Origin of the sequence: Streptococcus plurextorum DSM 22810, from assembly GCF_000423745.1 — a bacterium.
Lineage (GTDB): Bacteria > Bacillota > Bacilli > Lactobacillales > Streptococcaceae > Streptococcus > Streptococcus plurextorum.
The window spans coordinates 18,089-44,988 of sequence record NZ_AUIO01000007.1 but is presented as its reverse complement, the minus strand read 5'-3'; the positions used below and the strand labels follow the sequence as shown (position 1 = coordinate 44,988).

Below are 26,900 nucleotides of genomic sequence, written 5' to 3'. Positions count from 1 at the left end.
TAATAAGATTATCAAGGATCCCTGATGAGATTAGTTAAAATAGGAGGCAACTATGCAAACCATTGGAGAAAAAATCAGAAAACTTCGTCTTTCTTGTGGTCTTAATCAAACACAATTGGCTGATAAACTAGGGTTGTCAAATCAAGCAATATCTAAATGGGAGACAAATGCTGCTTTCCCAGATATTAACCTCTTACCTGATTTGGCCACAGTATTTGGCGTCAGCATTGATGAGCTTTTTGACTATACCAAAGACAAGATGTACGATAAAATATCAAATCAACTAGAGTCTGGTTATCCATTATCATATAATGAGTTTCAGAGATTTGAAAGCTTTCTACACGATGAAATTCACCAAAATCCTCTCAATTATCGAGCCATTAGTGAATTGGGATTTTTGTATCACTCTCAAGCCAAACAGTTGCAAGAATTGGCTGTCACTTATGCCAAAAAAGCTCTAGATTTGCAACCAAATTCAAAGTTTGACATCAACATCATCAATAATGCATCACAAGGCGCTATCTACGACTGGGACACCGGTGGCCATCATGAGCTGATTGATTACTATCAAAAAGTGCTTAAAGCAAGTCCTGAAAACAAGCGTATTTACTTATATCTATTGGATAATTTGTTAGCTGACGGAAGGCTTTCTGAGGCTAAAAAGACCCTGGAAGAGGCTATCAAGCACAATCCAGATAATCTTAACCATTTCTACGCCATCTTAATTGAAGAGAAAACAGCTGGTTTTCTTACAGTTCAGGATAAGTACCTCTTGCTAGCTGATCAGTTTCCTAATGATTGGCGTGTCCTTTATGCTGTTGCTAATCAATTTTGTAAAAATGACGCTTACCGCTTAGCTATTCCCCTTTGGCAAAGAGCCTTTGAGGCAAAGGACAAGCCTCGTTACACCGATTTTCATGAGTCAATCGCGATTTGTCATCTCCGACTAGGGGAAAGAAAACAAGCTATAAAAGCCTATCAAAAATGCCTCGACATCATGCGTGATGACTGGAACCTACGCTTTGGCAAGCAAATTGACCGCATCAAAGCAGCCATTGACCAGCTGTCCTGACGATTAAAAAATCCCCTAAAAGCTAATGCTTTTAGGGGATTTTCTTCAGTCATTTTTAGAAGACATTTTGAAATTATTCTTCATCACGGCGACGTTTTGCCGACATACCGAAGGCTGCTGCTACCATTGCCAAACCAAGAGCACTGATAACAGAATGTTCTTCACCAGTATTTGGAAGTTCTTCAGCCTGATGACCTGTTTGCGTCACGGTTCCTCCTTGTTCTCCAGGAACTTTAGGAGTCACAGTACCGGTAACTTTACGGTAAATATGCGTCACATTACCATCTTTATCTGTTATGGTTTTACCAGTAAACTCATAACCTGGGATGGATTTATTCGGTGTGCTTCCCTCTTCTTGTGGCGCAATTGGGTTGCCATTTTCATCGACGTGGTTTGTGACCGTCTTATGATTTGGCGTCACAACTTTACGGTAGATGTGCGTCACATTACCATCTTTATCTGTTATGGTTTTACCAGTAAACTCATAACCTGGGATGGATTTATTCGGTGTGCTTCCCTCTTCTTGTGGCGCAATTGGGTTGCCATTTTCATCGACGTGGTTTGTGACCGTCTTATGATTTGGCGTCACAACTTTACGGTAGACATAGGTCACTTGAGTTGTCTGACCAGATTCAACTGAGCCATTCTCATTACCAATGGTTGCAGATGGAATCAATTCATAAACTGTTCCATCAGCTGTGGTGATGGTGTTTGGCTTGTTATCAGTCGTGTCATAAGACTTACCTGCTGGTACGTTTGTCTCATCATTAACAGGGGTCTTGATGACTGTACCGTCTTCAGTGATGTAGTTGATCACTACATTACCAGCTTCTTCGTAAACATACTGAACAGTCGTTGTACCTTCTACCACCTGCCCAGTCGTTGCCGCAGAAGTGTCTTTGACTGCCTTGTAGTAGTAAACTTTTCCATCTGCTGTTGTAATAGTGCTTGGACGGTTGTCTTCGTCTGTATTGTAGGCTGTGCCTGTTGATGAAAGTGGAGTATCAACTTCTGTAGAGTCAATGACCACTCCTGTTTCAGAAAGACCGCTAATCAGATTACCCTTAGTATCGTAGTACTCAACGACAACATCACCCTTGACTTCTTCATAGACATAGGTCACTTGCTTGTCTTGGCCTGAAGTGATAGTACCATTTTCCTCACCTGTGGTCTTGTTTGGTACAAGGCGGTAAGTCTTACCATCTTCAGTGGTGATGGTGTTTGGCTTGTTATCGGTCGTATCGTATGGTGAACCTGGCTTAGCGTTTTCCTCATCCTTGACAGGAGTCTTGATCACAATACCGTTTGTGGTCACGTAGTTAACCGTTACAGAGCCAGCTTTTTCATAGACATACTGAACAGTTGTCGTTGTTTCTGCTACTTTACCAGTCGTTGATGCAGAAGTATCTTTGACTTCCTTGTAGTAGTAAACCACACCAGCATCTGTCGTGATGGTATCTGGACGGTTGTCTTCATCAGTGTTGTAGACGGTACCTACTGAAGCATCGTCGGTATCAGTCACTGTCTTAGCAATGGTATTTCCTAATGTATCGTAGTATTCCACCACAACATCAGATTTCACTTCTTCGTAGATGTAAGTTACTTCGATCGTCTTACCTGATTCGACATCACCTGTTTCATTTCCAACAGTTGCCGTTGGTACAAGGCGATAAACCTTACCATCAGTAGTGGTAATCGTTTCTGGCTTGTTATCGGTTGTATTGTAGCCATAACCTGGTTTTTGATTGGTCTCATCAAATACAGGATCCTTGATAACTGTGCCATCTGCTAGGGTGTAGTTGACTTTGACATTACCAGCTTTTTGGTAAACATAGGTCACTTCTGTCGTGCCTTCAACAACCTTACCAGTCTCAGCTGCAGAGCCTGCTTGGATTTCAGACCCTGTTGGCAGGATGTAGTAAACATCGCCTGTAGTGTCATTGACAATCTTCTCAGGCTTGTTGTCAGTCGTATTGTAGTCTGTCCCTGTTTCGATAACTGTCTGGTCTGTTACCGTGTCTGCAATGGTGTTACCATCAGTATCAACATAATGAACAATGACATCACCTTTAACCAATTGGTAGACATAAGTCACTTCCTTGGTCTCACCTGAAACAACTGTTCCAGTCTCATCACCTTTAGTAGCCGCAGGAACAAGACGATAAATCTTGCCATCTGCTGTAGTAATCGTATTTGGTTTCAGATCTTTAGTATCATAGGTAGATCCTGCTTGGCCATTGTCTGTATCTGTAACCGTACTTGCAGTTGTCGCACCAGCATCCGTGATACCTTCAAGTGGATTGCCGTCTTGGTCTACGTAGTGAACGATGACGCTACCAGCTTTTTCGTAGACGTAGGTTATTTGCTTAACGGTATCCGTAGCAATTTTTCCTGTTTCTGCTTCAATTTTTTCGTTTGCACGATAGTCAGTATCAGTTGTATCGTTCACAACTGGGTGAAGGTTGGCAGTCGTCGTATCAATTGCTTTATACCAGTAGACTGTTCCATCCGCAGCAGTGATTTTCTCATAGCGAACAGTTGTCGTATCGTAGGCTGAATCAGTATCTCCGTGACCCACAAGAGTAACTTTATCTGTAACTGTAGTGTTATCAGGAGCTGTGAAATTGGTGAACACATTTCCATCAGTATCAATGTAGTAGACTTCTACGCCACCTTTTTCGACATACCAATAGCGAGCGTGTTGTTCATTCTTAGCGTTGGTATTACGCATACCAAGCTCTGTACCACCAAGATCCCAACGAGAATCTGTTTCTCCATCCTTCAAACGAGTTTCTGTTGAAGAAGTTTTATAGTTATATCCAAAGTACCAAATAGCTTCCGGATAAGTAGTTGCTGTTAGAGGACCTGTAGAAATTGTAACAGTATCTGTACCTGAAACGCTTGGTCCATATATACCTGGAACAAATGGATTGCTTGGCGTTGCCACATCCCAAATAATTGGAGTAAGGACGTTACCATTAGCATCTACATAGTTACCCGCAGAATCTGTTTTATAAATCTTATGATAATTAATCAGGTAAATAGTACCATCAGCTCCTGTAACCATACTGTCAGTTGTGCTAGCAACAGGAAGAGTTGCACCATGTTTGGTTGTAATCGTTGACTTGTCATCGCTCAATGTACCAAGAACATCACCGTTGACATCCATAACTTGTACAACTGTGCTTTCAAGAACTAACTTACTTGCCTCATAAAACTTCTCTGAGAAAGTGCCTTCCTTGGTGTTATATGCACCTGGCACAAGTACCTCAGATGTGAACATTAGTTTGAAATAATCTTTCAAATCTGAAAGTGTCGCATTATTAATGTTTGCCTTATAGAATTTTGCCCAGTCTGGATTATTTGGATCCAACATATAAATTTGTTGTTGAACCGATCCGTCCAAATCAGTAATGGTTATTAAACGTGCTTCATTTCCGTTAGGTCGTAATTGAAGCGTTTGAGTACCTACGACATAGTCAGACTTAAGAGTCCCTGATGTAACACTTGGCAATTCAGTTGCGAGAAGCTCATAGTTATTAAAATCTAGAGCGCCAGCAATATGGAAATTATCACCAATCAATCCATCCGTTTGAGTATATTTAGCTAGCATCTCACGCGGACGTTCGGTCGCTTCATTTTCTTTAACGTAATGGGTAGTCGTTTGCGTTGTTGAGCCTGTTACATTTGCAGTTGCAATTGTGAATTCTTCACCAACACGATTCGGCTCTAATTTATTATACAGGAAGGTATTTTTATTATTTCCGTTAGTGTTATTAATAGTAAGTGTTCGAGTAGTCCCACCATTTACAGTTTGAACATTATAAGTGAAACCATAAGTTGTGTTGCGTGTTGCATTTCCCTCAAGGACTCTTAACTCAGTAAATGTATTTGACACACCTGGTGTTAACGTAATTGTATTAACAACGGTACTACCAGTAGTTGTTTTTTCTACTAACTTAGCATAGACAACATCATTAGCTTCACGTTCAGAAGCTATCGTTGATACAGAGAAAACAACGTAGTAATTTTTTCCTACCCAGTCATTGAAGTTGTTACCATCACCATAACCATCCTTGGTATCAAGATTCAAAATTAAGAATGTATCACGGTTGGCATCTTGATCTCCGATATAACCATCTGGTAAAGTTTTTACAGCTTCCGTAATCGTTGCAGGCTGATCTCCTACAGGAAGACCTGAATTGGCAGCTTTAACTGGGTCTGGAATATACCACTCACCATGTTGAGCGTAGTATATTGAGTTAGGGTTATTAACATCAAGTGATGATGTTGCTGTAGTTGATGTAGAAGTGTTTAGTAAAGCAACAATATCACCATTTGGGTAAAACTTACGCAATTCCAATGCAAGTGCTGCCACATTTGTGCGGATTGCATCAATCTGTGCGTTGACCTGTCCAAGTGTTGCCACGGCATCATTTAGCGTCGCTGTAGCGTCTGTTACAGCAAGTTTTGTAGACACAGCAGCCACTGTCAAACTCGGATTTTCTGCATTATCAAGCGCCTCTAAACGCTCTGCTTCGTTTGCTAACACCTCTGCTTCAGAGATAACTTGTTCAAGAACTGTTTTAGCTTCTTCAACCGTTTCTGGTGCGCTTGCGACAGTTGTCTCTGCTGTAGCTGATGGTGTAGAAACTTCTGATGTGACAGCTTCTGTACTTGCTACTGCAACTTCAGCTTTCTTAGCAACCTTAATGGTGACAATATTTTCAGCATTTTCAGTCACTTCTTGCGTAAGCGTAGCTTCTTGACCAGCTGCTAACTCATACCCTTCTGGCAGGTCAGCGGTAACCGTAACCGTTGTCTTTGCGACAGCATCCTGTGTCGTGACCGTCACATTTGCAAGGGAAGCATTGACCAAAGTCCCATCTTCTAAGACATACTGTACAATGTAGTTGATGGTGGCACTACGCTCTAGAGCAGATGAAGCCACTTCAGGAGAAGCTTCTGAAAGCGTGCTGTCAGCTTTAGCGACAGCGCCATTTCCAAGCAACATAAAAGCCGCAATCGCAACGGATGCAACGCCTACGTTAAACTTACGAATAGAGTAGCGAAAACGTTTTTCTGAAAACATGCTTCGCTGACGACTAAGTTTGATTTTTGATTTATCTAGCATTTTAAATACTCCTCAATTTATCACATACATAAAAAATGTACAACGTTTTAATTATAGCATTTTTCCGCCATTTCTCAACTAATTAAATCGAATTAGTAGCATTATTTTACAGGTCAAATGATTTTAGAAAAAGTGATGAATATCTGCTTCCCTCACCAGATATTTTTGAGAAAACGAAAAGACACCTCAAGGTGTCTGGGAGGAAATTCTCTCATTTCAACTTCTTATAAATATTGGAGCGATGTCCGACATGGAGATTGAGCAAGACCAGTTCTCCTTCGTCAACGACAGCAATGATACGATAGTTTCCGACACGAAAGCGGACATAGCCAGCTAAATCGCCCGTCAGATACTTTCCAGGAGAACGTGGAAAATCCACATCCACCAGATGCTTATCAATCCACCTGGCAATTTGCCGACTGGTTCCCTTGTCGAGCTTATCCATATCTTCAAAAAAACTTGGGGCATAGTCCACGCGATACTTAGCCATAGCGCTTCATCATTTCTTCGTGACTATAGGTTTTCTTACCGCTGTCAACCCACTCTTTGTAGGTTTTTTCTGCCTTGGCAAGATCGTACATATCTTCTAATTTCTCTAAAACAGCTTCTCGAATAAAGTCCGTCTTGGTCATGTGCTGACCAGCAGACACTTCTTCAATCAACTGGACCAAATCTTCATCAAATCGCACTGCAATAGGTTTTGAAAGAGTATGCATATTGACACCTCCGAATGTTTACTCTGTAAACAGTATAACCTGAACTCCCCAAAATGTCAATATTAGCAAAAAGACACCCGAAGGTGTCTGATGATAGTCTAAATATCTTAGTAAGCCAAAAACTCCTCCAAGTCCTTGAGGGAACGCTCTGCTATTGCTTCATAACGCTCCTTCTTGTCACGGATCCGCGGTCCGTCCAGCTCCTTAATGATGCCAAAGTTGACATTCATAGGCTGGAAGTGCTTGCTTTCGGTGTGGGTGATGTAGAATGGCAGAGCACCGATGGCTGTGGTCTGTGGGAAGATGACTGGGGCTTCGCCACGGAAACGGCGAACAGCATTGATACCGGCCACTAAACCAGAGGCGGCAGACTCGACATAGCCTTCCACTCCTGTCATTTGACCTGCAAAGAACAGATTTGGATTTTTCTTGGTGGCAAAGGTCTGTTCCAATAAGTTTGGCGAATCCATGTAGGAATTGCGGTGCATAACACCATAACGAACAAACTCAGCATTTTCAAGTCCTGGAATCATCTGGAAGACCCGCTTCTGCTCACCCCACTTGAGATGGGTTTGGAAGCCTACGATGTTGTAGAGGCTGCCAGCTGCATTATCCTGACGGAGCTGGACAACAGCATAGGGTGTCTTGTATTCGCCGTCACGAGGTCCCTTGTAATCTTCTGGATATTCCAGACCAACTGGCTTCATCGGGCCATATAACATGGTTTTAATGCCACGTTTTGCCATGACTTCAATGGGCATACAGCCTTCAAAGTATTTTTCTTTTTCAAAGGAATTAAGCGGTGCTTCCTCGGCTGAAATCAAAGCTTCATAGAAAGCGGTAAACTGCTCCTTGTTCATCGGAGCATTGAGATAGGCAGCCTCTCCCTTATCATAACGGGACTTGAGATAGACCAAATCCATGTTAATGGTCGAGCTGTCCACAATCGGTGCTGCCGCATCGTAGAAATAAAAACCGTCGCCACCATTCAGTGCGTGAATCTTCTCCGCCAAGGCGTCAGACGTCAAAGGCCCCGTCGCAATAACTGTAATAGCATCTTCAGGAATGTCCGTAATCTCACCACGGATGACCTCAATCAGTGGGTGGTTGTGGATTTCATCTGTGACCGCTTGGGAGAAATTCTCACGGTCCATGGCCATAGCACCACCAGCAGGAACACGGTGAGCCTCACCAGCCCGCATGATAATGGAATCCAAGCGACGCATTTCTTCCTTGAGAAGACCGACAGCGTTGGTCAAACTATCGCCACGGAAAGAGTTAGAACAAACCAACTCCGCAAACTTATCGGTCTTGTGCTGTGGCGTTGGCTTGACACCACGCATCTCGTAGAGTTTGACAGGAATGCCACGCTTGGCAATTTGATAAGCAGCTTCTGAGCCAGCCAAACCAGCTCCGATAACATTAATATGGGTTTGAGACATGAAACTAATACCTCTAGCCAGACTATCTGACTACTGTTTGGGAATGACCCAAAACAAAACCTTTCTAAATTTAATACTCATCCAGTATATCAGAAAATGGCTGTAAAAGACAAAAACTACTCTCATGGAGATGAAAGTAGTCCTATCGTTTTATATAAGATAATTTACGTAAACTATCAATGACTGATTTTTAATGGATGGCTAGCATGCTGGTGCTTGATTTTCCAGCCGTTCTCGTAAATAAAGCCCAGTGTGAATCGATCTGTGACAGATTGCTCAAAACCGATTTTTGAAAATCGAGCATCAAAATAGGCAAAGGCACAGGTTGGGGATTCATGGATTTCTAGATTTGAAAAATCCACAGCTACCCTATCTGTCCCAATCTCTTGAAACCAAGCTGTAACCATTTTTGCCAAGTCTTGCTTGCCAGACAGAGACCATTGCCCAGCTACATCGTAAATCAAGACATCGTCGCAATACAAGGAGAGCATCAAGTCCTGGTCCTTGTCCAAGACGGCTTTCCTGTATAAGTCTAAAACTGCCTCAATGGTTTCTGCCATTCTTTCCTCCTAGATGTGTCTAAATAGCTTTAACGAAAGATGTTCTTAGCGCATTAACAACATCTTTCTGCATACACAGACAATAATGTCGTGTGACGACTAAAGTTTCCTTGGCCACCCTAGTTTTGCCATCCTTATGTCAAAGGCAAGCGTAGCTCCGCTAGTTGCGGCATAGGGATTGTCGACGAATCTACTTCTGCTCACGAAAACAATAGGGGACCTCTAAAAATTAATTTTCTAAAATTTAAAATGTTGATTTAACAAGGCTTTCATAACTCCAAATTCGCAATTTTGGGAGTTTATAGAGATGCCCAATACTAAATCACAATTCCCTCTAGGTGATCCAACTCATGTTGGACAATTTGAGCAGGAAAATCTTTCAAGGTCAAGGTTTTTTCTAGCCATTTTTCATCACGGTAGCTAACAGTAATCTCCTGATAGCGCGTGGTTGGTCGGCTTCCTTGTAAGGACAGGCAAGATTCCTCTGTCTGGTAAGCACCAGATTTTTGCAAAAGCACAGGATTGAACATGACAAGATCAACAAAGCCCATACTAATGATAATAACACGCTTTTTAACGCCAATCATATTGGCAGCCATGCCCACACAGGCTTCACGGTGGTAAGCTAGGGTATCACGCAAATCTTGTGCCAAATAAAGATCGTCTTTAGTGGCTTTGAGTGAAAACTGAGATAAGAAAAAAGTATCTGTTACAATAGTTTTAATCATATAGTCATTATAACATATCTAAATTTATGATAGAATAAGAATGTTACTAGAAAGAGGATATTCTATGAAATTAACGGTTCTCATCACCTTCTTAAACGAAGAAAAAATGATCACAAACACACACACAGCCGTCAAAACTGTCCTTGAGAAAATGGTTCCTGACCAGTTGAGTGACTACGAGCTGCTGTACATCGATGATGGTTCAACCGATACGACCCTTTCCTTGATAGAAAGGATAGCAGTGCAAGATCCGCATGTTCGCTACATCAGTTTTAGCAGGAATTTTGGCCGTGAAGGAGGGATTTTAGCAGGTTTTCGCTATGCCAGTGGTGATGCTGTCTTGGTTATGGATGGAGACTTACAGCACCCACCAAGTTTGATTCCTGATTTTCTTTCTGCCTACAAAGAAGGCTATGACATTGTCAGCGGGCAGCGTGATCGAACAGGGGAAAAAGCTAGCTCCACCTTTTTTGCCCGCGCTTTTTATGCCTTGTCCAATCGTTTTATGGATGTCAAACTCCAAGATGGAAAATCAGAATTTCGCCTTCTGAGCCGAAAAGCTGTTGACACCTTTATTTCCCTTCCAGAGTACAATCGCTTTAACAAAGGTCTCTACGAATGGATTGGTTTCAAGGAGAAGGTCATTCCTTATCAAAATCAGGTTCGTCAAGCTGGACAAAGCAAGTTTTCCTTTGGAAAGTCGCTCAACTATGCCATGCAAGGGATTATCTCTTTTAACGATAAACCGCTTCGTTTCTGTCTTCAATTAGGAACTGTAGCAACCTTGCTTGCTCTAGCTTACCTCTTTGTCGAGCTATTAAAGTATGTGACATCTCCAGAAGCTAGTGTCAGTGGCTATTTCACGACCATTGCGGCCATTATTCTCTTTGGTGGTGTGCAATTGATTTCAATTGGTATTTTAGGCGAGTATATCGGGAAAATCTATTATGAAGTGAAAAAGCGACCACACTATATTATCAACAGCTCAAATATTGATAAGGCTAATAAGGAAGGATTAGGTTAATGGACACAATGGGACAAAAACAGCAGAAAAGGCTGATTTATCTAGCGGGTTTTAGTTTACCCATCATTATCATGCTTTTGGTTTGGATAGCTAACGGAGCCTTTCCATTTGGGAACAAGAGTTTGATGGCGGTAGATTTTGGACAACAATACATTGGCTTTTACGCTTATTTAAAAGAAACTGTACTGACAGGGGATTGGTCTGCTCTGCTTTACTCTTTTGAGAAATCAATAGGGGGAGAGATGATTGGGGTCTTGGGCTACTACCTGCTTAGCCCTTTCAACATTTTTTATATCCTCTTTCCTCTTAGCCAATTCAAATGGGCAGTTGTCCTTTCGATTGCCTTACGCTATGGCTTTATGGGACTGACCTTTAGCCACCTTTTAGTGAAACGGTATCAGGGACTCGAAAAAGGTAAACTGCTTGTTCCACTGATGGCTACGGCTTACGCCTTATCTGGCATGTTGGTTTCCTATCAAATGAATCCAATCTTCTACGATGCCATGATTATGCTGCCTCTTGTCATCCTCTACTTAGAAGAAACATTAGATGGAGGCAAACCCTTTAAGTACATTATAACCTTGGCATTGACAGTCTTTTTACAATTTTATATGGGCTATATGATCAGTCTTTTTGTAGCTCTTTATGCCATTGCTTATATGCTCCCAAAATGGTCTCTAAAACAGCAACTAAAAGACAATGTCAGCTCTTTTCTAGTGCCTTTGGTGAGAGTGGTTGCCTATTCCTTTTTAGCTGTTACCACTACTTTTGTCACCCTCTACCCAATCATCCTAAACCTATTGCGCAGTAAAGGAGCCTACAATGCTCCATTACGCTTTGATTGGAAGCTTCAAATCAATCCCTTAGACATCTTGGCCAAACTAACTGTCGGAGCTTTTGATAACGAATCTTGGCCGGCAGGTCCTAATTTGCCAAATATTTATATTGGGGCTTTGGCACTCTTTGGTTTCTTTTATTTTTTCCGATACGCCAAAGTCGACCGCAGGCGCAAAATTGGATTCCTGCTCATCACCTTTATTTTTCTCCTCTCTTTTAGCCATGAATTCTCAAGCAAGATCTGGCACATGGGGCAAAATCCTGCTGGTTTCTTCTATCGTTTTTCTTGGATTTTCTCCTTTTTTATGGTGCTTTTGGCCTTCCAAGCCCTTCAAAATCATCGTAACATAAAATGGCGTGATACCGCCATCGCCTTTACTTTTAGTGGGTTAGCTCTTGCCTATCTAGGAAGTCAGTCATTCACTTTCCTTGAGAAAGAACAGCTACCTGCTCTGACTGATTGGGCAAATCATAACCCATTCCCTGTTTTTATCTTATTTATTCTACTTTATGCCACTATCTCTTATGCCTATTGGCTTAACAGTCAGGCTAAGAAACGGCAAAAGCGCATCTTAATTTTTAGCGCTGCAATCATTACTGCCATCTGTATCTTCTTGCTGTTCAAAGGTTATTTGATGACTCAACTGACCTTTACCGCCTTTACTTGGCTAGCTGCTCTGCTATTTTTCAGCTATAAACCTAAAGAATTAGGGGCTTTTATCATGGCGTGTGTCACTATTTTTGAGTTGGGACTCAATGCCTATATTTCTCAAGCACGTATCGGCTATACCGATGCTTACAAATTCAGCGACTTAGCGGTCAAGCTTGATAAGATGGGAAATACCGTGGAGGAACTCTCCGATCAGCCTTTCTACCGCATCGGAACTGACTTTTTCTATTCTAAAAATGACCCTCTGATTGGCTCTTACAATAGCCTTAGCAATTTCAGCTCAAGTCTAGAAAAATCGACCCTTAATCTTATGGCTTCTATGGGAGACATGGGGGGAAATGCTTCGACCTTCTATACAAACGGAACGCTATTGACAGATACTATTTTTGGGGTGCGTTATCATGTGGCACGAAAACCTTATAGCAATGAGGATACCCAAAATAATCCTAAAGAGCATTTCTTTGCTAAGACTTCTAGTCGTAAAGACATCACCGATTATTATACCCTCATCGGTGAAGATGACACGTTCTTCTATTACGAAAACCCCAATATTATTCCTCTTGCCTACGGTACTAATAGCAGTGTCCGTAATATTAAATTTGGAACAAATAACCCTGTTTCTAATCAAAATATCATTCTTAATTCCATGTCCGGACAAAAGCAGGATTTCTTCCTTCATGCTGCCTTTAATGAGATTACCTTAGACAATTTTGAGCTCGATGATAGCAATGGACAGAAAATTTACCGTAGAATTGACCAAACACAGCCCGCAACCATTACCTTTAGTTTTGTTCCTCAAACAGACTTGACCTACTATTTCCAAGCGCCTTATGAACTGCGTAAATCCATGGGAATCATGAATATCAAATTAAATGGTCAGTGGTATAACTACACCCAGATGTTTGATCAAGTGCAACTCTGGCAAATTGCCCATCATCAAAAAGGACAGCCAATTACTTTTGAAATTTCCACTTCTACTGAGGAGAAAATCAATTTAACCAATTTCTCTCTAGTTCGTGCAGACACACCTGCTATCCAAAAAGTACTTGATGACCGCTTAAAACAGAGCATGACTGTTACTTCAGCTAGCAACACCAAGATTACCGGAACAGTTAACATTACAGATGATAGCAGTCTGATGATGACTAGCATCCCTTACAATCCAGGATGGACCGTTTTGGTGGATGGAAAAGCTGTCGAGACCACTGAAGCCTGGGGAAGCCTACTTTCTTTCCCAATATCAGCTGGTCAACACCAAATTGAACTGGTCTTTAACGCTCCAGGTCTTTTGACAGGAAGCCTCATCTCACTTCTTTCGATTGTCAGCCTAGCAACCCTTTACTTCCTAGACAAACAAAAATCACAAAAAGCCAGTGCATAAAACAAAATCCCCTACATCTCAAAGACGTAGGGGATTTTAGCCTGAAGAAAAAGTCCTTTCGTCCCTTTTCTTGTGTGGTAGAGACGGAAATAACCACCTCCGAAAGGCCATAGCTCATTTTTGAGCCTGGGATTTCAAAAATTTCTGACAGCGTAAATACAAGTGGTTTCACCACTTCTACCAAGACAAAGAGTCGCTGTTGGTGCTCGCTTTCGCTCGCAAAATCGATAACCCTATCTAAAATTAAGAGCGTTTTTCAGCCTATTTATGAAGCACCTAGCCTTTGTCTTATATCATCTGATTAAAGTCCCACACCTCTGTCCAACCGTCATAAAAATCAGGCTCGTGACAGACCATGAGGATGGTGCCCTTATAAGCTTTCAGAGCACGTTTGAGTTCGTCTTTTGCATCAACATCCAAGTGGTTGGTCGGCTCATCAAGGACTAAGACGTTATTTTCACGATTCATCAACAAACAGAAGCGAACCTTGGCTTGCTCACCACCTGACAAGACCTGAATTTGACTCTCAATGTGCTTAGAAGTTAAGCCACAACGAGCTAGCGCTGCACGAACTTCTGCTTGATTAAGAGCTGGAAAGGCGTCCCAGACAGCTTCTAGTGGTGTCTGACGAGAACCTGCTGTCTCCTGTTCAAAATAGCCAATTTCCAAGAAATCACCACGTTCTACCTGACCAGAAAGTGCCTTGATTTCCCCAAGTAAGCTTTTCAAAAGAGTGGTTTTTCCGATACCATTAGCTCCGACAATGGCAATTTTTTGGTTGCGTTCCAAGGTCAGATTTAATGGCGCTTTTGTCAACGGACGGTCGTAACCAATAACCAGATCTTTTGTCTGGAAAATGAAACGTCCAGGCGTCCGTGACTCTTTAAAGTCAAAAGATGGTTTTGGCTTTTCAGCTTGCAGTTCAATGATTTCCATCTTGTCCAATTTCTTCTGACGCGACATGGCCATATTTCGTGTTGCTACACGAGCCTTGTTCCGGTTAACAAAGTCTTGAAGATCTGCAATTTCTTTCTGCTGGCGCTCATAAGCAGCTTCTAGCTGCGCTTTTTTCATGGCATGTACAGACTGGAAGTTATCATAATCCCCAGCATAACGCACCAAATCAAGATTTTCCACGTGATAGACAATGTTAATGACATCATTTAAGAATGGAATATCATGGGAAATGAGTACAAAAGCATTTTCATACTCTTGTAAGTAGCGCTTCAACCAAGCGATATGCTCGGCATCCAAGTGGTTGGTCGGCTCGTCCAAAAGCAAAATATCAGGTTTTTCGAGAAGGAGCTTGGCCAATAAGACCTTGGTGCGTTGACCGCCCGAGAGTTCTGTCACATCTGATTCCATACCAAAGTCCATGACACCTAAAGCACGAGCCACCTCATCTATCTTAGCATCTAGGACATAGAAATCACGTGACTCGAGACGATCTTGAAGTTCACCCACTTCTTCCATGAGGGCATCAACGTCTGCTCCTTCTTCTGCCATAGACATGTAAATATCATTGATACGAGCTTCTGTCTTGAAGAGCTCATCAAAAGCGGTGCGAAGCACATCACGAACCGTCATGCCTTTCTCAAGGACAGCATGCTGGTCAAGGTAGCCAACGGTCACGTATTTTGACCACTCTACCTTCCCCTCATCAGGTTGAAGAGAGCCTGTGACAATGGACATAAAAGTTGATTTTCCTTCACCGTTAGCACCGACAAGGCCAATATGCTCACCCTTTAGTAAACGAAACGAGACATTTTCAAAAATCGCGCGGTCACCAAAACCGTGACTCAAGTTTTTAACTTCTAAAATTGACATGATTAAGTTACAAGAGAGGGACTCTCTCTATTCATTTCCTTTCAAACATAGAGAAAAGCCGTTGTAACGGCTTTTCGATTGATTCTATTATGGCAAAAAATAGGGGGAAAGTCAATCAAGAAAGAACCTGATAGGTTAATCCTAAAGCCCCTGTAGACATGGCTTCTGACTCCAAAAGTTCTAGGTCAGCTCTAACACCTTCAAAAAGGTTAAGTCCAGCACCAAGAATGACTGGAGAAACAGTCAGTTTCAACTGATCCACAAGACCAGCAGATAAGAGGAACTTGGCTAAACGCGGGCTTCCTAAAACTAAAATATCTCTCCCATCGCCTAATTTCAAATCTCTCAGTTGAGAAATGATATCTCCTTTCATTAGTCTAGCCTTATTCCAAGTCACTTCAGTCAGACTTTCTGAACACACTACCTTTTCAACTGAGTCGATCCACTTGGCGTGACGAGCTTCGTGATCACTAGCATCTGGTTTATCCAATATCGTCGGCCAGTAAGCGTGCATCATCTGATAGGTGTTTTTCCCCCACAAGATGGTGTCTGCTTCTGCGGTCACGCGATTGGCAAAGTTCTCCAATTCTTCATTATAGGCGATATAGCCAATATCCATAGAACCATTTGGCCCTTCTACCATCCCATCAAGCGAGGTATGTAAAAACACAACTAATTTTCTCATTTTTCCACTTTCTAGTCTCTTTGTTCAGCCTATTGTATCCAAAGTCTAGGAAAAAGTCCATGATTCTGATTGCCTAATAGGCTTCTACTTCAAGGCATCAAACTTTGCTTTCATGGTCGGATTTTTACGCGTCAATTTTTTAACCGATACATCTTCTAATTTGTTGTTGGCCAGACGAAGCTGATTTTCAGAAGTGGTCAAAGCTTTTTTGACTGCTTCCATGCGAGCAATTGATTTGTCAATTTCCTCAATCGCTTTTTTAAAATGATTATTGGCAGAATGGTAATTCTTAGCAAAAGCTGTCTTGAAAGCTTCTAAGTCCTCTTCAAAGTGCGTAATGTCTAGATTTTGCTCTCTGACTACAGCCAGCTCCTGCTTGTATTCTAGGCTATTTAGGGCAGCATTTCTTAAAAGGGTAATGATAGGGATAAAAAACTGTGGACGAATCACATACATTTTGGGATAGTGGTACGAAACATCCACGATACCATTATTGTAGAGTTCGTTGTCATTCTCCAATAAGGAGACAAGAATTGCGTATTCACAGGCTTTTTCACGACGATCCTTATCTAATTCCTTCAAAAATTGTTCATTTTTCTTTTTCGTCGCAGTCTCATCGCTTTCATTTTTCATTTCAAACATGATGGAAATAATTTCTATCCCATTATCATCGTACTCCCGATAGATATAATCTCCTTTAGATCCTGACTTAGCATCATTATCCTTGCCGAACTGGGCACGAGGAAAAGCTGTCATCCGCAAACGATTAAACTCATACTCACAGTGCTGCTCCAAGCTCTCTCCAACCATCTTAGTAGACTGCTTAGCCTTAAAATCCTTGTAGTAAGCAATCAGCTCATCTTTTTGCGCCAATTCTTGTTGATACTGAGTTGTCAAAGCTTGCTGAGCCAAACTGTCTTTTTGCTCTTGCAAGACCAACTGATGTTTGATAGCATCTCTCTCTTTTTCAACTGTCAAAAGGGCCTGTAGCTTTTCCTGCTCTTTAATCACTTCGACTTGTTCCAGACGTGCCTTCAAGGCTGCTATTTCGTGATCTTTTGGAATCATAGCAGAGCGGATTTCCAATTCCTTCTGACTTGCCTGATTCGCCAGTTGATTTTTTAGCTCTGCGACTTCTAAATCCTTCTGAGCTAGAGCTGCTTGTAATTGATTTTTGGATTGCTCTGCCAATAAAGCGGTCTCTCGTTCTAAGCGGTCATGAATTTCTCGGTCAAATTCACTTCCTCTAACTTGTTCCAAAAGCTGAGCGTATTGACTTTCATTAATGGTAAAGGCAGTTTGGCAATGTGGGCATTTTATTTCATTCATCTTTTAACGTCGTTTCAGTTAACCGCGTAACTCAAACTTTCCTTTCATCGGTTGCTGTTAAAAATTATAACATAAAGGGAGCAAGAAATTGGACCTTAAGTCGAAAAAGCCTTCAACCACACTCTTAGCTCAGATTTTCAAGTTAAACTGCTCGATATTCAACCCCTTTTGGTGAACCTTAGAGACTTAGCTAGTTCGAGTAAAACAAGCCTCCCAAGCTCTCCTTAGAAAACACGAGAACTGGATAGATGCCTACCCAGTCTCTAATGGTCTTGATACAGGTTGTAAAAATCAACTTTAAATTGGATAAATCGCTCCAAATCATTGAGCAACTGAAAAAGGACTGCTCTGGTTTCAAACTCATCTCTTGTTTTTGGAAGTGGCCGTTGCCTAAAAAGCTCTCTAAAGTCGGCAATGTCTTCCAGTAAGGTTTTGGCTGGATTTTCTTGAGATAATTGCTGAGCTGTCTCGTGAAAAAGATGGGCCAGTATAACACTCTCCCTGCTACCTAAGTGACAAGAATTCACATTTAAAGCCATTTGACGTAGCAACTTAGATTGTTCCTGCCTCATGTCAAAATAATGAACTTGATAATTGGTCTGTTGAAACAGTTGATTATTATGATCCAAGTAAACAAGCCTTTTAGCTTCTGTCAATAAATCATCTAGCTGACCAATCAATACGGCTTCATTGCTCCCATCACCACTCAATAAAAACCCTTCAAAACGATGTAAAATAGCCTTTAATTTTTCTTCCACCTGAATGTGATAAGAGGCAATCTCACTCTCCTTAGAAGGCATGTAAAGGTTAAGTAATAAGGCTACGCTAGCACCCACCATAAAAAGCAAGAGTTCATTGACAAGCCAACTAGGAGCTATGCTCTGCTCCATATAAAGATGGAGAACAAGAACAGTTATAGGAGCTATCCCAGCTTCTAGCTGAAAACGATAAGCCAAAGGAACGTAGCAAGCTAGATAGAGAGCTATTACAGGTAGATGAAATCCCAGAAGGGCAAAGAGGCTAGAAGCGATTCCAAGCGCTAGCAAAGCTGATAAAAAACGTTGCTTAGCTATTTTGATAGAGCTTCTCCTCGTATCAAGTACACTCAAAATAGCAATGATTCCTGCCGAACTCGTGTAAGCAAGACCAAAAACATCAGCCAACCAAATGGCTAGAACCGTCGCGACTGTTAACTTAATCGTTCGCTGAAAAAGTGACATGCCTTCCCCCAATCCTTCATCTGTATTTTATCAAACGTGAATAGCTTTTCCAAAGCCTAAACATGAAAAGCCTCAAATGCTAAACATTTAAGGCTTTTTATCCTGACAATCAATCTGACCAGATGGTCATGGCCGATAAAAAATCATCAGATACTGTGATGTTTTCTGGAGCCATTCTTTCTCTCTCCAAGCGACGCTCTTCAACTTGACGAAGCGTCACAATGCCCTCTTTACGCCAATTTCTCAGAATAGCCTGAATATATTTCCAATTGGTTTTATTGTTAAAAACAGCTTCACGAAGTGCTTCACGAATAAGATCTGGTGAGGTCTTATCTTCATAAACCAATTTTTGAACATCTTCTAAAATCATCGGATTGAGAAGCCCCATGGCTTGCTCTAAATCACTGACTAATTCTTTAATGGCCTGTCCTTGTCCAGTGTATTCTTGATTTTCAGGACTAGTTTCCCTTCCACTAAGAAGCTCATCTAACTGAGATAGTGCAGGACTGGCATCAAAAATCACTTCAGCTTCACCCGCTAATTCGATGGTCTTAATGTCTAGCAAACCCTTTTTAGATAAGTTTGAAATGATACGATTGACATCGGTGACCGTTTTTCCAATAGCTGTAGCAATTTGACTAGGGGCTAGTTCATCTAGTTGGGTCGTATTTTGCAAAAAGAAAAATTGCCATACAAGAAATTCATCTGAAGTGTCAAAGAGGTCATTCATATGAAATAGCAGAGCTGAAGGCACTATCAAATGCCCCATTTGGAAATGTTTGAAGTAACTCATTTAGCCTCTTTTCCTTTCTTATAAACGCCACAGCAAAGTCATCAGCCAATCTCCGACCTAAATCAACTGTCTTTCTGAATGATTTTGTCGCTTTCTCTCGTCGTTTAACCAGGAAAATTCATCAACACTTTGACATCATAATCTCCGATTGCCTGACGGCCATTTAATCCATCCAGTTCAATAATGAAGGCACATCCAGCGACAATACCACCAAGCTTCTCAATCAATTCAATGGTGGCTTTGACTGTTCCACCAGTCGCTAAGAGGTCATCAACAATGAGAACACGTTGTCCAGGTTTGATGGCATCCGCATGCATGGTTAGAGTATCAAGACCATACTCTTTTTCGTAATCCGCAGAGATAACCTCACGTGGTAACTTACCTGGCTTACGTACTGGAGCAAATCCAATCCCGAGTTCAACGGCAACAGGACATCCAATGATAAAGCCACGTGCTTCTGGACCGACAATCATGTCAATATCATGATCACAAGCATATTGAGCAATTTCGCGAATAGCATAACTATAAGCTTTTCCATCAGCCATTAAAGGAGAAATATCTCGAAAAATAATACCTTCTTGAGGATAGTTTTCAATTGATGCAATATATTTTGTTAAATCCATTTTACTTTAGCGGTAGTCCGCATATCCTTTCTCAATATAGACCTTAAGTCAAAAAATTGTTACAACATATTATATCAAAAAAAAGCAAGCAGGTCTAATACCAGTTCCACATTTTGACTGACAAAAGTTGCCCCATCAGCCATCTCCTAAAAGCATGTTGTGTCACAGTAGCAAAGCAGCATTCGTGGAGCACAAAAGCCCTTGCCGCCATTTTTTCATCAGATCTCGATCACCTATAAGATAAGCCAGAGCCTTTAACTCTATCAGTCTAATTCTGATAGAAAAGGGCTCTCTATAAATAGCAAAACCACCAATCATGGTGGTTTTAAGACTATTTTTCTGATGACACAGCCTATTTAAGCGCTCTTATCCGCCTAGATAGGCTTTTCTAACGTCATCTGAAGCGAGTAGTTCTTTCCCTGTTCCTGAAAGAACAATTTTACCCGTTTCAAGTACGTAACCACGATCCGCAATTGAGAGTGCCTTATTAGCATTTTGCTCAATCAATAGTACCGTCGTTCCTTGCTTTTGAATATCTTGAATAATATCAAAGATTTCTTGAATAAAGATCGGAGCAAGCCCCATAGATGGTTCATCCAATAACAACAATTTAGGTTGACTCATCAAAGCTCGTCCCATGGCAAGCATCTGTTGCTCTCCACCCGATAAGGTCGCAGCATCTTGGTTTTTCCGCTCTTCCAAACGTGGAAAACGTGCAAAGACTTTTTTCAGGTTAGCCAAATTCTGATCTTTATCGGTCTTCAAAAAAGCTCCCATTTCCAAGTTTTCCATCACCGTCAAGCCTGGAAAAACATGTCTGCCTTCTGGAACCTGAGCCAAACCAGCTGCCACAATTTTTCGAGCAGGTGTTTTCACAATGTCATTACCAAAATAAAGAATTTCACCTTGGCTTGCTTTTTCAAGACCAGAAATGGTACGAAGAATAGATGTCTTACCAGCACCATTCGCACCGATGAGGGTTACGACCTCACCTTCATTAACTTCAAAACTAATATCTTTGACAGCCTCAATAGCTCCGTAGCTGACTGAAAGATTTTTGACTTCTAACATTGCCATTAAACTTCACCTCCAAGATAGGCCTCAATAACTCGCTTATTCGATTTGATTTCATCTGGAGTACCATGAGCGATCAAGCGACCATATTCAAGCACATAAATGCGTTCAGTAACTTCCATAACCAAACTCATATCATGCTCAATTAGAATAATCGTAATCCCAAATTCCTTTTGAATACGACGAATGAGAGCTGTTAAATCAGCAGTTTCTTGTGGGTTCATACCTGCAGCAGGCTCATCCAAGAAGAGGATCTTAGGTTCTGTTGCTAAGGCACGAACAATCTCCAAACGGCGTTGTTGTCCATAAGGAAGGTTTTTAGCAAGGGTATCTGCCTCACCATCTAAATCAAAAATGGCTAATAAATCAAGTGCCTTTTTTGTCAACTCCTTCTCGCTCTTATAAAATTTAGGAAGACGCAAGAAAGAAGCAAAGAGATGGGGCTTGTGATGATTACCGAAACCAACCAAAACATTTTCCAAGACCGTCATATTTTTAAACAAGCGAATATTTTGGAAGGTACGAGATAATCCTAGACTAGCGATGGTATATGGTGTTTTCCCATTTAACAAAGTGCCATCAAGGGATATCGTTCCTTCTGATGGTTCATAAACACCTGTCAAAAGGTTGAAAAGTGTTGTTTTACCAGCACCATTGGGTCCAATAAGCCCTACCAATTCGCCCTCATGGAGCTCCATGGTCACATCACCAACAGCTGTTAAACCACCAAAGTTTTTCGTTAGATGTTTTACTTCAAGAAGTGCCATTAATTCTCGCCCTCCTTAGATTTTTGTGAGAAAAAGCGTGTGAAACTGAGTTCTTTCGTGCCAAGTAAGCCTCCAGGTCGGAAAACCATAACTAAAATCAAAGCCAAAGAGTAAATAATCATACGTAGCTCTGAAACGTTTTGAAGGAACATATTGAGAATACCAAGCACTACTGCAGCGACAATTGTCCCTGTCATAGAGCCAAGACCTCCCAGAACTGCAATGATCAAGTAATCAATAGAGCGCATGATGGTAAAGTCCTTCGGAGCAACCGTACCAATATAGCCGACATAAAGCGAACCCGCAAGACTGGCAGTCATCGCTGCAATCGCAAAAGTCATCACTTTAATTTTGGTGGTATTAACCCCCATAGACTCAGCAGCAATTTCATCTTCGCGGATAGCAATCATCTGACGCCCAGTCGCACTACGAATATAATTCATAACAATGACAGCAATTAAAACAACAAAGATAAAGACAATTTCCCAACTCGTATAGTTTAGGACTCCTGAAATCCCTGCTGCTCCATTCGTGAAATCACCACCATTAATAATCGCAATGCGGATAATTTCGGAAACCCCAAGAGTTGCAATAGCTAAATAATCACCTTTCAAACGAAGGGTCGGAAATCCGACAAGAACAGCTAATAGTCCCGCCAATAGCATACCAATAATCATCGAAAGGTAAAATCCACCATATGTCGGATTGCTACGTGTCAAAATGGCAGTAGCGTAGGCACCAATAGCCATAAATCCAGCTTGTCCAAGCGGAAATTGTCCAGAATACCCAAGAACAAGGTTGGTTCCTATTGCCATAATCATAGAGATACCAATCCCCATGAGAATTTGCATGTGGTAAGCACGAATAATCCCTGCACTAATGAGAAGAGAGATCACCAAAAAAGATAGGATAATGGTCACTAACCAAGACAAGATTGGTTTTAAATTCTTTTTCATCTTACACCTTCTCTTTCACATTTTTACCAAGAATACCCGCAGGGCGTACCAAAAGAATGACAATGAGGATTGCATAAACAACCGCGTCCTTGTAAGTAGAAAGACCGATAGCTACCGAAAGGGTCTCTAGTAGACCGATAATAAAGCCTCCGATTGCAGCCCCTGGAATAATACCAATCCCACCAAGAACCGCTGCTACAAATGCTTTCAGACCTGGAGCCATCCCCATCAAAGGGTCAATTTGTGTATAGTACAATCCAATTAACACCCCTGCAGCTCCTGCTAGAGCAGATCCAAGTGCAAAGGTAAAACTAATAGTTGAATTCACATCAATTCCCATTAGCTGTGCGGCATCACTATCCACAGACACTGCACGCATGGCTTTCCCCATTTTTGTCTTTTTGACGATAAATTGTAAGGCAACCATAAGGAAGAGTGAAACCGCCAAAATCATTAATTGGACATTAGACACACTAATTGGTCCTAATTGATACATGACCGTTTGGATTGCTGTTGGGAAAATTTTAATATTAGCCCCCACCAAATAAACCATTCCGTACTCTAAAAAGAAGGAGACACCAATAGCTGTAATCAAAGCAGCAATACGTGTGGAATGTCGCAAAGGACGATAAGCTAAGAATTCGATGATGACCCCTAGACAAGCAGTTAATACCATGGTCAAAATGAGAGCAACAAAAAAATTCATCCGGTAAACACTAATCAAATAGTAACCGATATAAGCACCCATCATGTAAAGATCACCGTGGGCAAAGTTGATGAGCTTGATTATGCCATAAACCATAGTGTAACCAAGGGCTAAAAGTGCATAGACACTTCCTAATATCAAGCCATTTACAAGTTGTTGGAGCATTTTTTTACCAAACTTTCTATAACATAATAATAGGACTGGGAAGTAATATGCCCCCCAGACCTTTAAACCTTATTTAATTTCTACGGCAGTCGCAGATTTCTGTTTACCATCTTCCAACTCAACCATGATTGCTGATTTAACTGGGTTATGGTTCTCATCAATTGTCATTTTACCTGTAACACCATCAAAATCTTTGAGGGCTGCAAGGTTCGCTGCAAGTTCTTTAGAATCTTTAGCACCTTTAGCTGCTTCTGCTGCCATGTAGATAGAGTCATAAGCAAGAGCCGCAAACATGTTTGGCTCTTCACCAAATTTCTCAGTGTATGCTTTGATAAAGTTATCTGATTTAGCTTCTGAAAGTTTTACAGAAGTTGAGTAACCTGCTACATAGAAGACATTCTTAGTATTTGCCGCACCAGCACCTTCGATGAATTTTTCATCAGAGAATCCGTCAGGACCAAGGATTGGCTGATCAATACCCATTTCACGAGCTTGTTTTGTAATCAAACCTGCTTCAGTATAGTAACCAAGAAGAACAACTGTATCGAAATCTTGGTCTTTAACTTTTGTCAAGGCTGCTTGGAAATCTTTATCTCCTGATTGGTAAGCCTCTTCAATGATTTCACCTTTGTAAGCTTCTTTGAAGGCTTTGTAAAGTCCTTTAGCATAGTCACTTGAACCATCGTAGTAGACAAAAGCTTTTTTAGAGCTGAGGTTATCAGTCGCATATTGTGAGATAACTTGACCTTGGAAGCTATCTTGGAAAGTTGTACGGAAGACAAATTCTTCAACTTTTCCATTTTTAACCGTTAAGTCATCTTGAGTTCCTGAAGCTGTCAAGAGTGGAACACCTGCTGAAGTTGCATTTGGAGACGCTGCTGCAGTAGCTCCTGAAGTCGCTGGTCCAAAAATCAAGTTAACTTTAGATTCTGTAGCAAGACTTGTTGAAAGCGTTGCCGCCTCAGAATTATCTGATTTATTGTCTTTTGAGATGACTTCAATTTTCTTGCCGTCAACACCGCCTGCAGCATTGATTTCTTCAACCGCAAGATCAGCTCCGTTTTTCTCTTGTTGACCATAAGCAGCTACAGCCCCTGATAATTCAAGGTTATAACCAATCTTGATGGTATCACCAATTGGGTTTCCTGCACTACTTGAACTTGAGCTTGGCGCAGCACCACAAGCTGCCAACACTGCTGAACTTGTTAGAGCAAGAGCTGCCAAAGCAAATTTTTTCTTCATTTTTCTCTCCTTCTTGTTGTGTAAAAAATAATACTTTACAAGAATACTGAATTATCAGAAAATTGTCAACACATTTACTCAAATTTTCTAAAAAATTTATTCAAAACTCGTATTGTAAAGGTTTCCAACGAAATTTTGATCAATTTCATCCAGCTGAGAGGGCAAAACTTTTTTAATAAATTTTAAATGTTGTAAGCTATCGACCTTTTCTTGAAGCGTATTTGCATTGACATAGAGGATGACATAGCGTAATTTTTTTGAGTGGTAAAGAATGTCACCAAATTTGGTTAATTTATGCACATCTCGGTTGTAATAAAGATATACTGCTAACCCAACACGCCCTTGTATTTCTAACATGTAAACTCCTTATAAAATCTCTAAAACTCTTGCTATTATATCACAAAATAGCAAAAAAAGCAGGACCAGCCTGCTCTGTCTATGAAATCAGATTACTTCAAGGCGTTATTAGACATGATTTCATCAATAAAGCCATACTTCAACGTTTCTTCGGCACTCATCCAATAATCGCGCTCGGCATCTTTATGGATTTGTTTGACTGTCTTACCAGAATTTTTAGCCAAAATTTGCTCAAGATTATTACGTGTTTTCAACAAATGCTCTGCTGCAATCGCCATATCCGTTTGTTGTGTACCGCCTCCAGTACCGCCCATTGGTTGGTGAATCATATACTCTGCGTTTGGCAACATGAAACGTTTGCCTTTGGCACCTGATGAGGCGATGATTGTTCCCATAGAAGCCGCAACCCCCATTACAATCGTCTGGACATCAGATTTAATAAAATTCATGGTATCAACAATAGCAAGGCCCGCAGATACAGATCCACCAGGCGTGTTGACATAAAGGTAGATGTCTTTAGTGCTATCTTGAGCATCAAGGAATAATAGCTGTGCGATGATGGAATTAGCCATATTATCCTCAACTGGACCTGTCAGCATGATGATGCGATCCTTCAAAAGACGTGAATAAATATCGTAAGAACGTTCTCCACGTGATGTTTGTTCAATAACTACAGGAATCATAGTTCTCTCCTTTTCTTCTAAGTATCTATTGCTATTATATGTTTTTAGTCAAAAAAGGTCAAATGAAAAACACAAAAATTAGCACTCATAAATATCGAGTGCTAATTTTTAATACTATTTGCTAAGGACGCTGTTAGCCACGAATCAAGCTTTGTCGTTCTGTGATTTATAAGCGGTAATCCTATTTAGTTCCAAACAATCGGTCACCTGCATCGCCAAGCCCAGGTACAATGTAGCCATGTTCATTCAGTTTTTCATCGAGTGCTGCAGTGTAGATATCAATATCAGGGTGTGCTGCTTGCAATTTTGCAAGACCTTCTGGTGCTGCTACTAGGCAGACAAATTTGATATTGGTTGCTCCACGGCTCTTTAAGGAGTCAACCGCAAGGATTGCTGAACCACCTGTCGCCAACATTGGATCTACTAAGAAAATTTGACGTTGATCAATATCATCTGGTAGTTTAACCAAGTATTCTACTGGCTCTAAAGTCTCCTCATCGCGATACATACCGATATGACCAACTTTGGCAGCTGGAACTAGGCCAAGTAAGCCATCAACCATTCCAATACCGGCACGCAAAATCGGTACAATGGCTAGTTTTTTACCAGCCAACTGCTTTTGAACCGTTTTCGTGATTGGAGTCTCGATTTCAACATCTTCAAGAGGGAGGTCACGCCACACCTCATAACCCATTAACATAGCAATTTCATCTACCAACTCACGAAAATGCTTGGTAGAGGTGTCCGTACGACGTAAAATAGATAATTTATGCTGAATTAAAGGGTGAGAAATCACTTGGAATTTGCCCATGAGGTTACCTCTTTCTATATTTTTATCCTTTCTATTATATCAAAAAAAATAAATTTCGACGATATTTTAACGCAGTTTATGTCAAAAAATCAGAGCTT

General features: G+C 41.1%; 22 protein-coding genes and 1 pseudogene. 3 read left to right on the top strand and 20 right to left on the bottom strand.

Features of this window, described 5'->3' with window-relative positions:
• Nucleotides 1–52: 52 nt before the first annotated feature.
• Nucleotides 53–1,072, top strand: a complete 1,020-nt coding sequence (locus G575_RS0106405) for a helix-turn-helix domain-containing protein (RefSeq protein ID WP_027972004.1) — start codon at nucleotides 53–55, stop codon at nucleotides 1,070–1,072.
• 73 nt (nucleotides 1,073–1,145) lie between these two features.
• Here G575_RS0106405 and G575_RS11655 read toward each other — a convergent pair whose 3' ends face one another.
• The 6 genes from G575_RS11655 to G575_RS0106375 all read right to left on the bottom strand — a co-directional run bounded on the left by G575_RS11655 (nucleotide 1,146) and on the right by G575_RS0106375 (nucleotide 9,652).
• Nucleotides 1,146–6,206: a MucBP domain-containing protein gene (locus G575_RS11655; RefSeq protein WP_051176960.1), complete on the bottom strand. Its 5,061-nt coding sequence runs from the start codon at nucleotides 6,204–6,206 to the stop codon at nucleotides 1,146–1,148.
• A 211-nt stretch (nucleotides 6,207–6,417) separates the two neighbouring features.
• Nucleotides 6,418–6,696 (bottom strand): type II toxin-antitoxin system RelE family toxin, encoded by a 279-nt coding sequence (locus G575_RS0106395; RefSeq protein ID WP_027972003.1) that lies wholly within the window; start codon nucleotides 6,694–6,696, stop codon nucleotides 6,418–6,420.
• Complete coding sequence (gene relB / locus G575_RS0106390) at nucleotides 6,689–6,922, bottom strand: type II toxin-antitoxin system RelB family antitoxin (RefSeq protein WP_027972002.1); 234 nt, start codon at nucleotides 6,920–6,922, stop codon at nucleotides 6,689–6,691. Before relB ends, G575_RS0106395 begins: the two co-directional genes overlap by 8 nt.
• A 107-nt stretch (nucleotides 6,923–7,029) precedes the next feature.
• A complete protein-coding gene (trmFO, locus tag G575_RS0106385) occupies nucleotides 7,030–8,364 on the bottom strand; it encodes a methylenetetrahydrofolate--tRNA-(uracil(54)-C(5))-methyltransferase (FADH(2)-oxidizing) TrmFO (protein WP_027972001.1) in 1,335 nt (444 codons plus the stop codon).
• Nucleotides 8,365–8,540: 176 nt separating this feature from the next.
• Nucleotides 8,541–8,924, bottom strand: a complete 384-nt coding sequence (locus tag G575_RS0106380) for a YybH family protein (protein ID WP_027972000.1) — start codon at nucleotides 8,922–8,924, stop codon at nucleotides 8,541–8,543.
• A gap of 317 nt (nucleotides 8,925–9,241) precedes the next feature.
• The gene (locus G575_RS0106375; protein ID WP_027971999.1) at nucleotides 9,242–9,652 is read right to left on the bottom strand and encodes a peptide deformylase; all 411 of its coding nucleotides are present in this window, start codon (nucleotides 9,650–9,652) and stop codon (nucleotides 9,242–9,244) included.
• Between the two features lie 64 nt (nucleotides 9,653–9,716).
• On the opposite strand from G575_RS0106375, the gene pgfS reads away from it, so the two are divergent.
• Together pgfS and pgfM1 are read left to right on the top strand one after the other, a co-directional pair.
• Nucleotides 9,717–10,676 (top strand): glycosyltransferase PgfS, encoded by a 960-nt coding sequence (gene pgfS, locus G575_RS0106370; protein ID WP_027971998.1) that lies wholly within the window; start codon nucleotides 9,717–9,719, stop codon nucleotides 10,674–10,676.
• Entirely contained in the window at nucleotides 10,676–13,564 is a 2,889-nt protein-coding gene (pgfM1, locus tag G575_RS0106365; protein WP_027971997.1) for a glycosyltransferase PgfM1, read from the top strand. The genes pgfS and pgfM1 overlap by 1 nt, the downstream gene beginning before the upstream one ends.
• Nucleotides 13,565–13,852: 288 nt before the next feature.
• Here pgfM1 and G575_RS0106360 read toward each other — a convergent pair whose 3' ends face one another.
• From G575_RS0106360 to upp, 14 genes and pseudogenes are all read right to left on the bottom strand, one after another.
• Nucleotides 13,853–15,391: an ABC-F family ATP-binding cassette domain-containing protein gene (locus tag G575_RS0106360; protein ID WP_027971996.1), complete on the bottom strand. Its 1,539-nt coding sequence runs from the start codon at nucleotides 15,389–15,391 to the stop codon at nucleotides 13,853–13,855.
• A gap of 115 nt (nucleotides 15,392–15,506) precedes the next feature.
• Nucleotides 15,507–16,076: a dihydrofolate reductase family protein gene (locus G575_RS0106355; RefSeq protein ID WP_027971995.1), complete on the bottom strand. Its 570-nt coding sequence runs from the start codon at nucleotides 16,074–16,076 to the stop codon at nucleotides 15,507–15,509.
• Nucleotides 16,077–16,160: 84 nt separating this feature from the next.
• Nucleotides 16,161–17,405, bottom strand: coding sequence for a DUF2130 domain-containing protein (locus G575_RS0106350; protein ID WP_027971994.1), 1,245 nt, complete (start codon nucleotides 17,403–17,405; stop codon nucleotides 16,161–16,163).
• 263 nt (nucleotides 17,406–17,668) lie between these two features.
• Nucleotides 17,669–18,625 carry an aromatic acid exporter family protein gene (locus tag G575_RS0106345; RefSeq protein ID WP_027971993.1) on the bottom strand — a complete coding sequence of 319 codons (957 nt, stop codon included), beginning with the start codon at nucleotides 18,623–18,625 and terminating at the stop codon, nucleotides 17,669–17,671.
• A gap of 109 nt (nucleotides 18,626–18,734) precedes the next feature.
• Nucleotides 18,735–19,418, bottom strand: a complete 684-nt coding sequence (locus G575_RS0106340; protein ID WP_027971992.1) for a DnaD domain-containing protein — start codon at nucleotides 19,416–19,418, stop codon at nucleotides 18,735–18,737.
• 104 nt (nucleotides 19,419–19,522) lie between these two features.
• Complete coding sequence (locus G575_RS0106335; RefSeq protein ID WP_027971991.1) at nucleotides 19,523–20,041, bottom strand: adenine phosphoribosyltransferase; 519 nt, start codon at nucleotides 20,039–20,041, stop codon at nucleotides 19,523–19,525.
• A gap of 366 nt (nucleotides 20,042–20,407) precedes the next feature.
• Nucleotides 20,408–21,118, bottom strand: a complete 711-nt coding sequence (locus G575_RS0106330; RefSeq protein WP_027971990.1) for an ABC transporter ATP-binding protein — start codon at nucleotides 21,116–21,118, stop codon at nucleotides 20,408–20,410.
• The gene (locus G575_RS0106325; RefSeq protein WP_027971989.1) at nucleotides 21,118–21,882 is read right to left on the bottom strand and encodes an ABC transporter ATP-binding protein; all 765 of its coding nucleotides are present in this window, start codon (nucleotides 21,880–21,882) and stop codon (nucleotides 21,118–21,120) included. Before G575_RS0106325 ends, G575_RS0106330 begins: the two co-directional genes overlap by 1 nt.
• On the bottom strand, nucleotides 21,882–22,838 hold the full coding sequence (locus G575_RS0106320) for a branched-chain amino acid ABC transporter permease (protein ID WP_027971988.1): 957 nt from the start codon (nucleotides 22,836–22,838) through the stop codon (nucleotides 21,882–21,884). Before G575_RS0106320 ends, G575_RS0106325 begins: the two co-directional genes overlap by 1 nt.
• 1 nt (nucleotide 22,839) lies before the next feature.
• Nucleotides 22,840–23,709: a branched-chain amino acid ABC transporter permease gene (locus tag G575_RS0106315; protein ID WP_027971987.1), complete on the bottom strand. Its 870-nt coding sequence runs from the start codon at nucleotides 23,707–23,709 to the stop codon at nucleotides 22,840–22,842.
• Nucleotides 23,710–23,778: 69 nt separating this feature from the next.
• Nucleotides 23,779–24,951 carry an ABC transporter substrate-binding protein gene (locus G575_RS0106310; RefSeq protein WP_027971986.1) on the bottom strand — a complete coding sequence of 391 codons (1,173 nt, stop codon included), beginning with the start codon at nucleotides 24,949–24,951 and terminating at the stop codon, nucleotides 23,779–23,781.
• Between the two features lie 96 nt (nucleotides 24,952–25,047).
• Complete coding sequence (locus tag G575_RS0106305; protein ID WP_027971985.1) at nucleotides 25,048–25,308, bottom strand: DUF2129 domain-containing protein; 261 nt, start codon at nucleotides 25,306–25,308, stop codon at nucleotides 25,048–25,050.
• A 92-nt stretch (nucleotides 25,309–25,400) separates the two neighbouring features.
• A pseudogene (locus G575_RS0106300) lies at nucleotides 25,401–26,000 on the bottom strand (ATP-dependent Clp protease proteolytic subunit); the annotation flags it as partial.
• Nucleotides 26,001–26,172: 172 nt separating this feature from the next.
• Nucleotides 26,173–26,802: a uracil phosphoribosyltransferase gene (gene upp, locus G575_RS0106295; protein ID WP_027971983.1), complete on the bottom strand. Its 630-nt coding sequence runs from the start codon at nucleotides 26,800–26,802 to the stop codon at nucleotides 26,173–26,175.
• Nucleotides 26,803–26,900 lie beyond the last annotated feature (98 nt).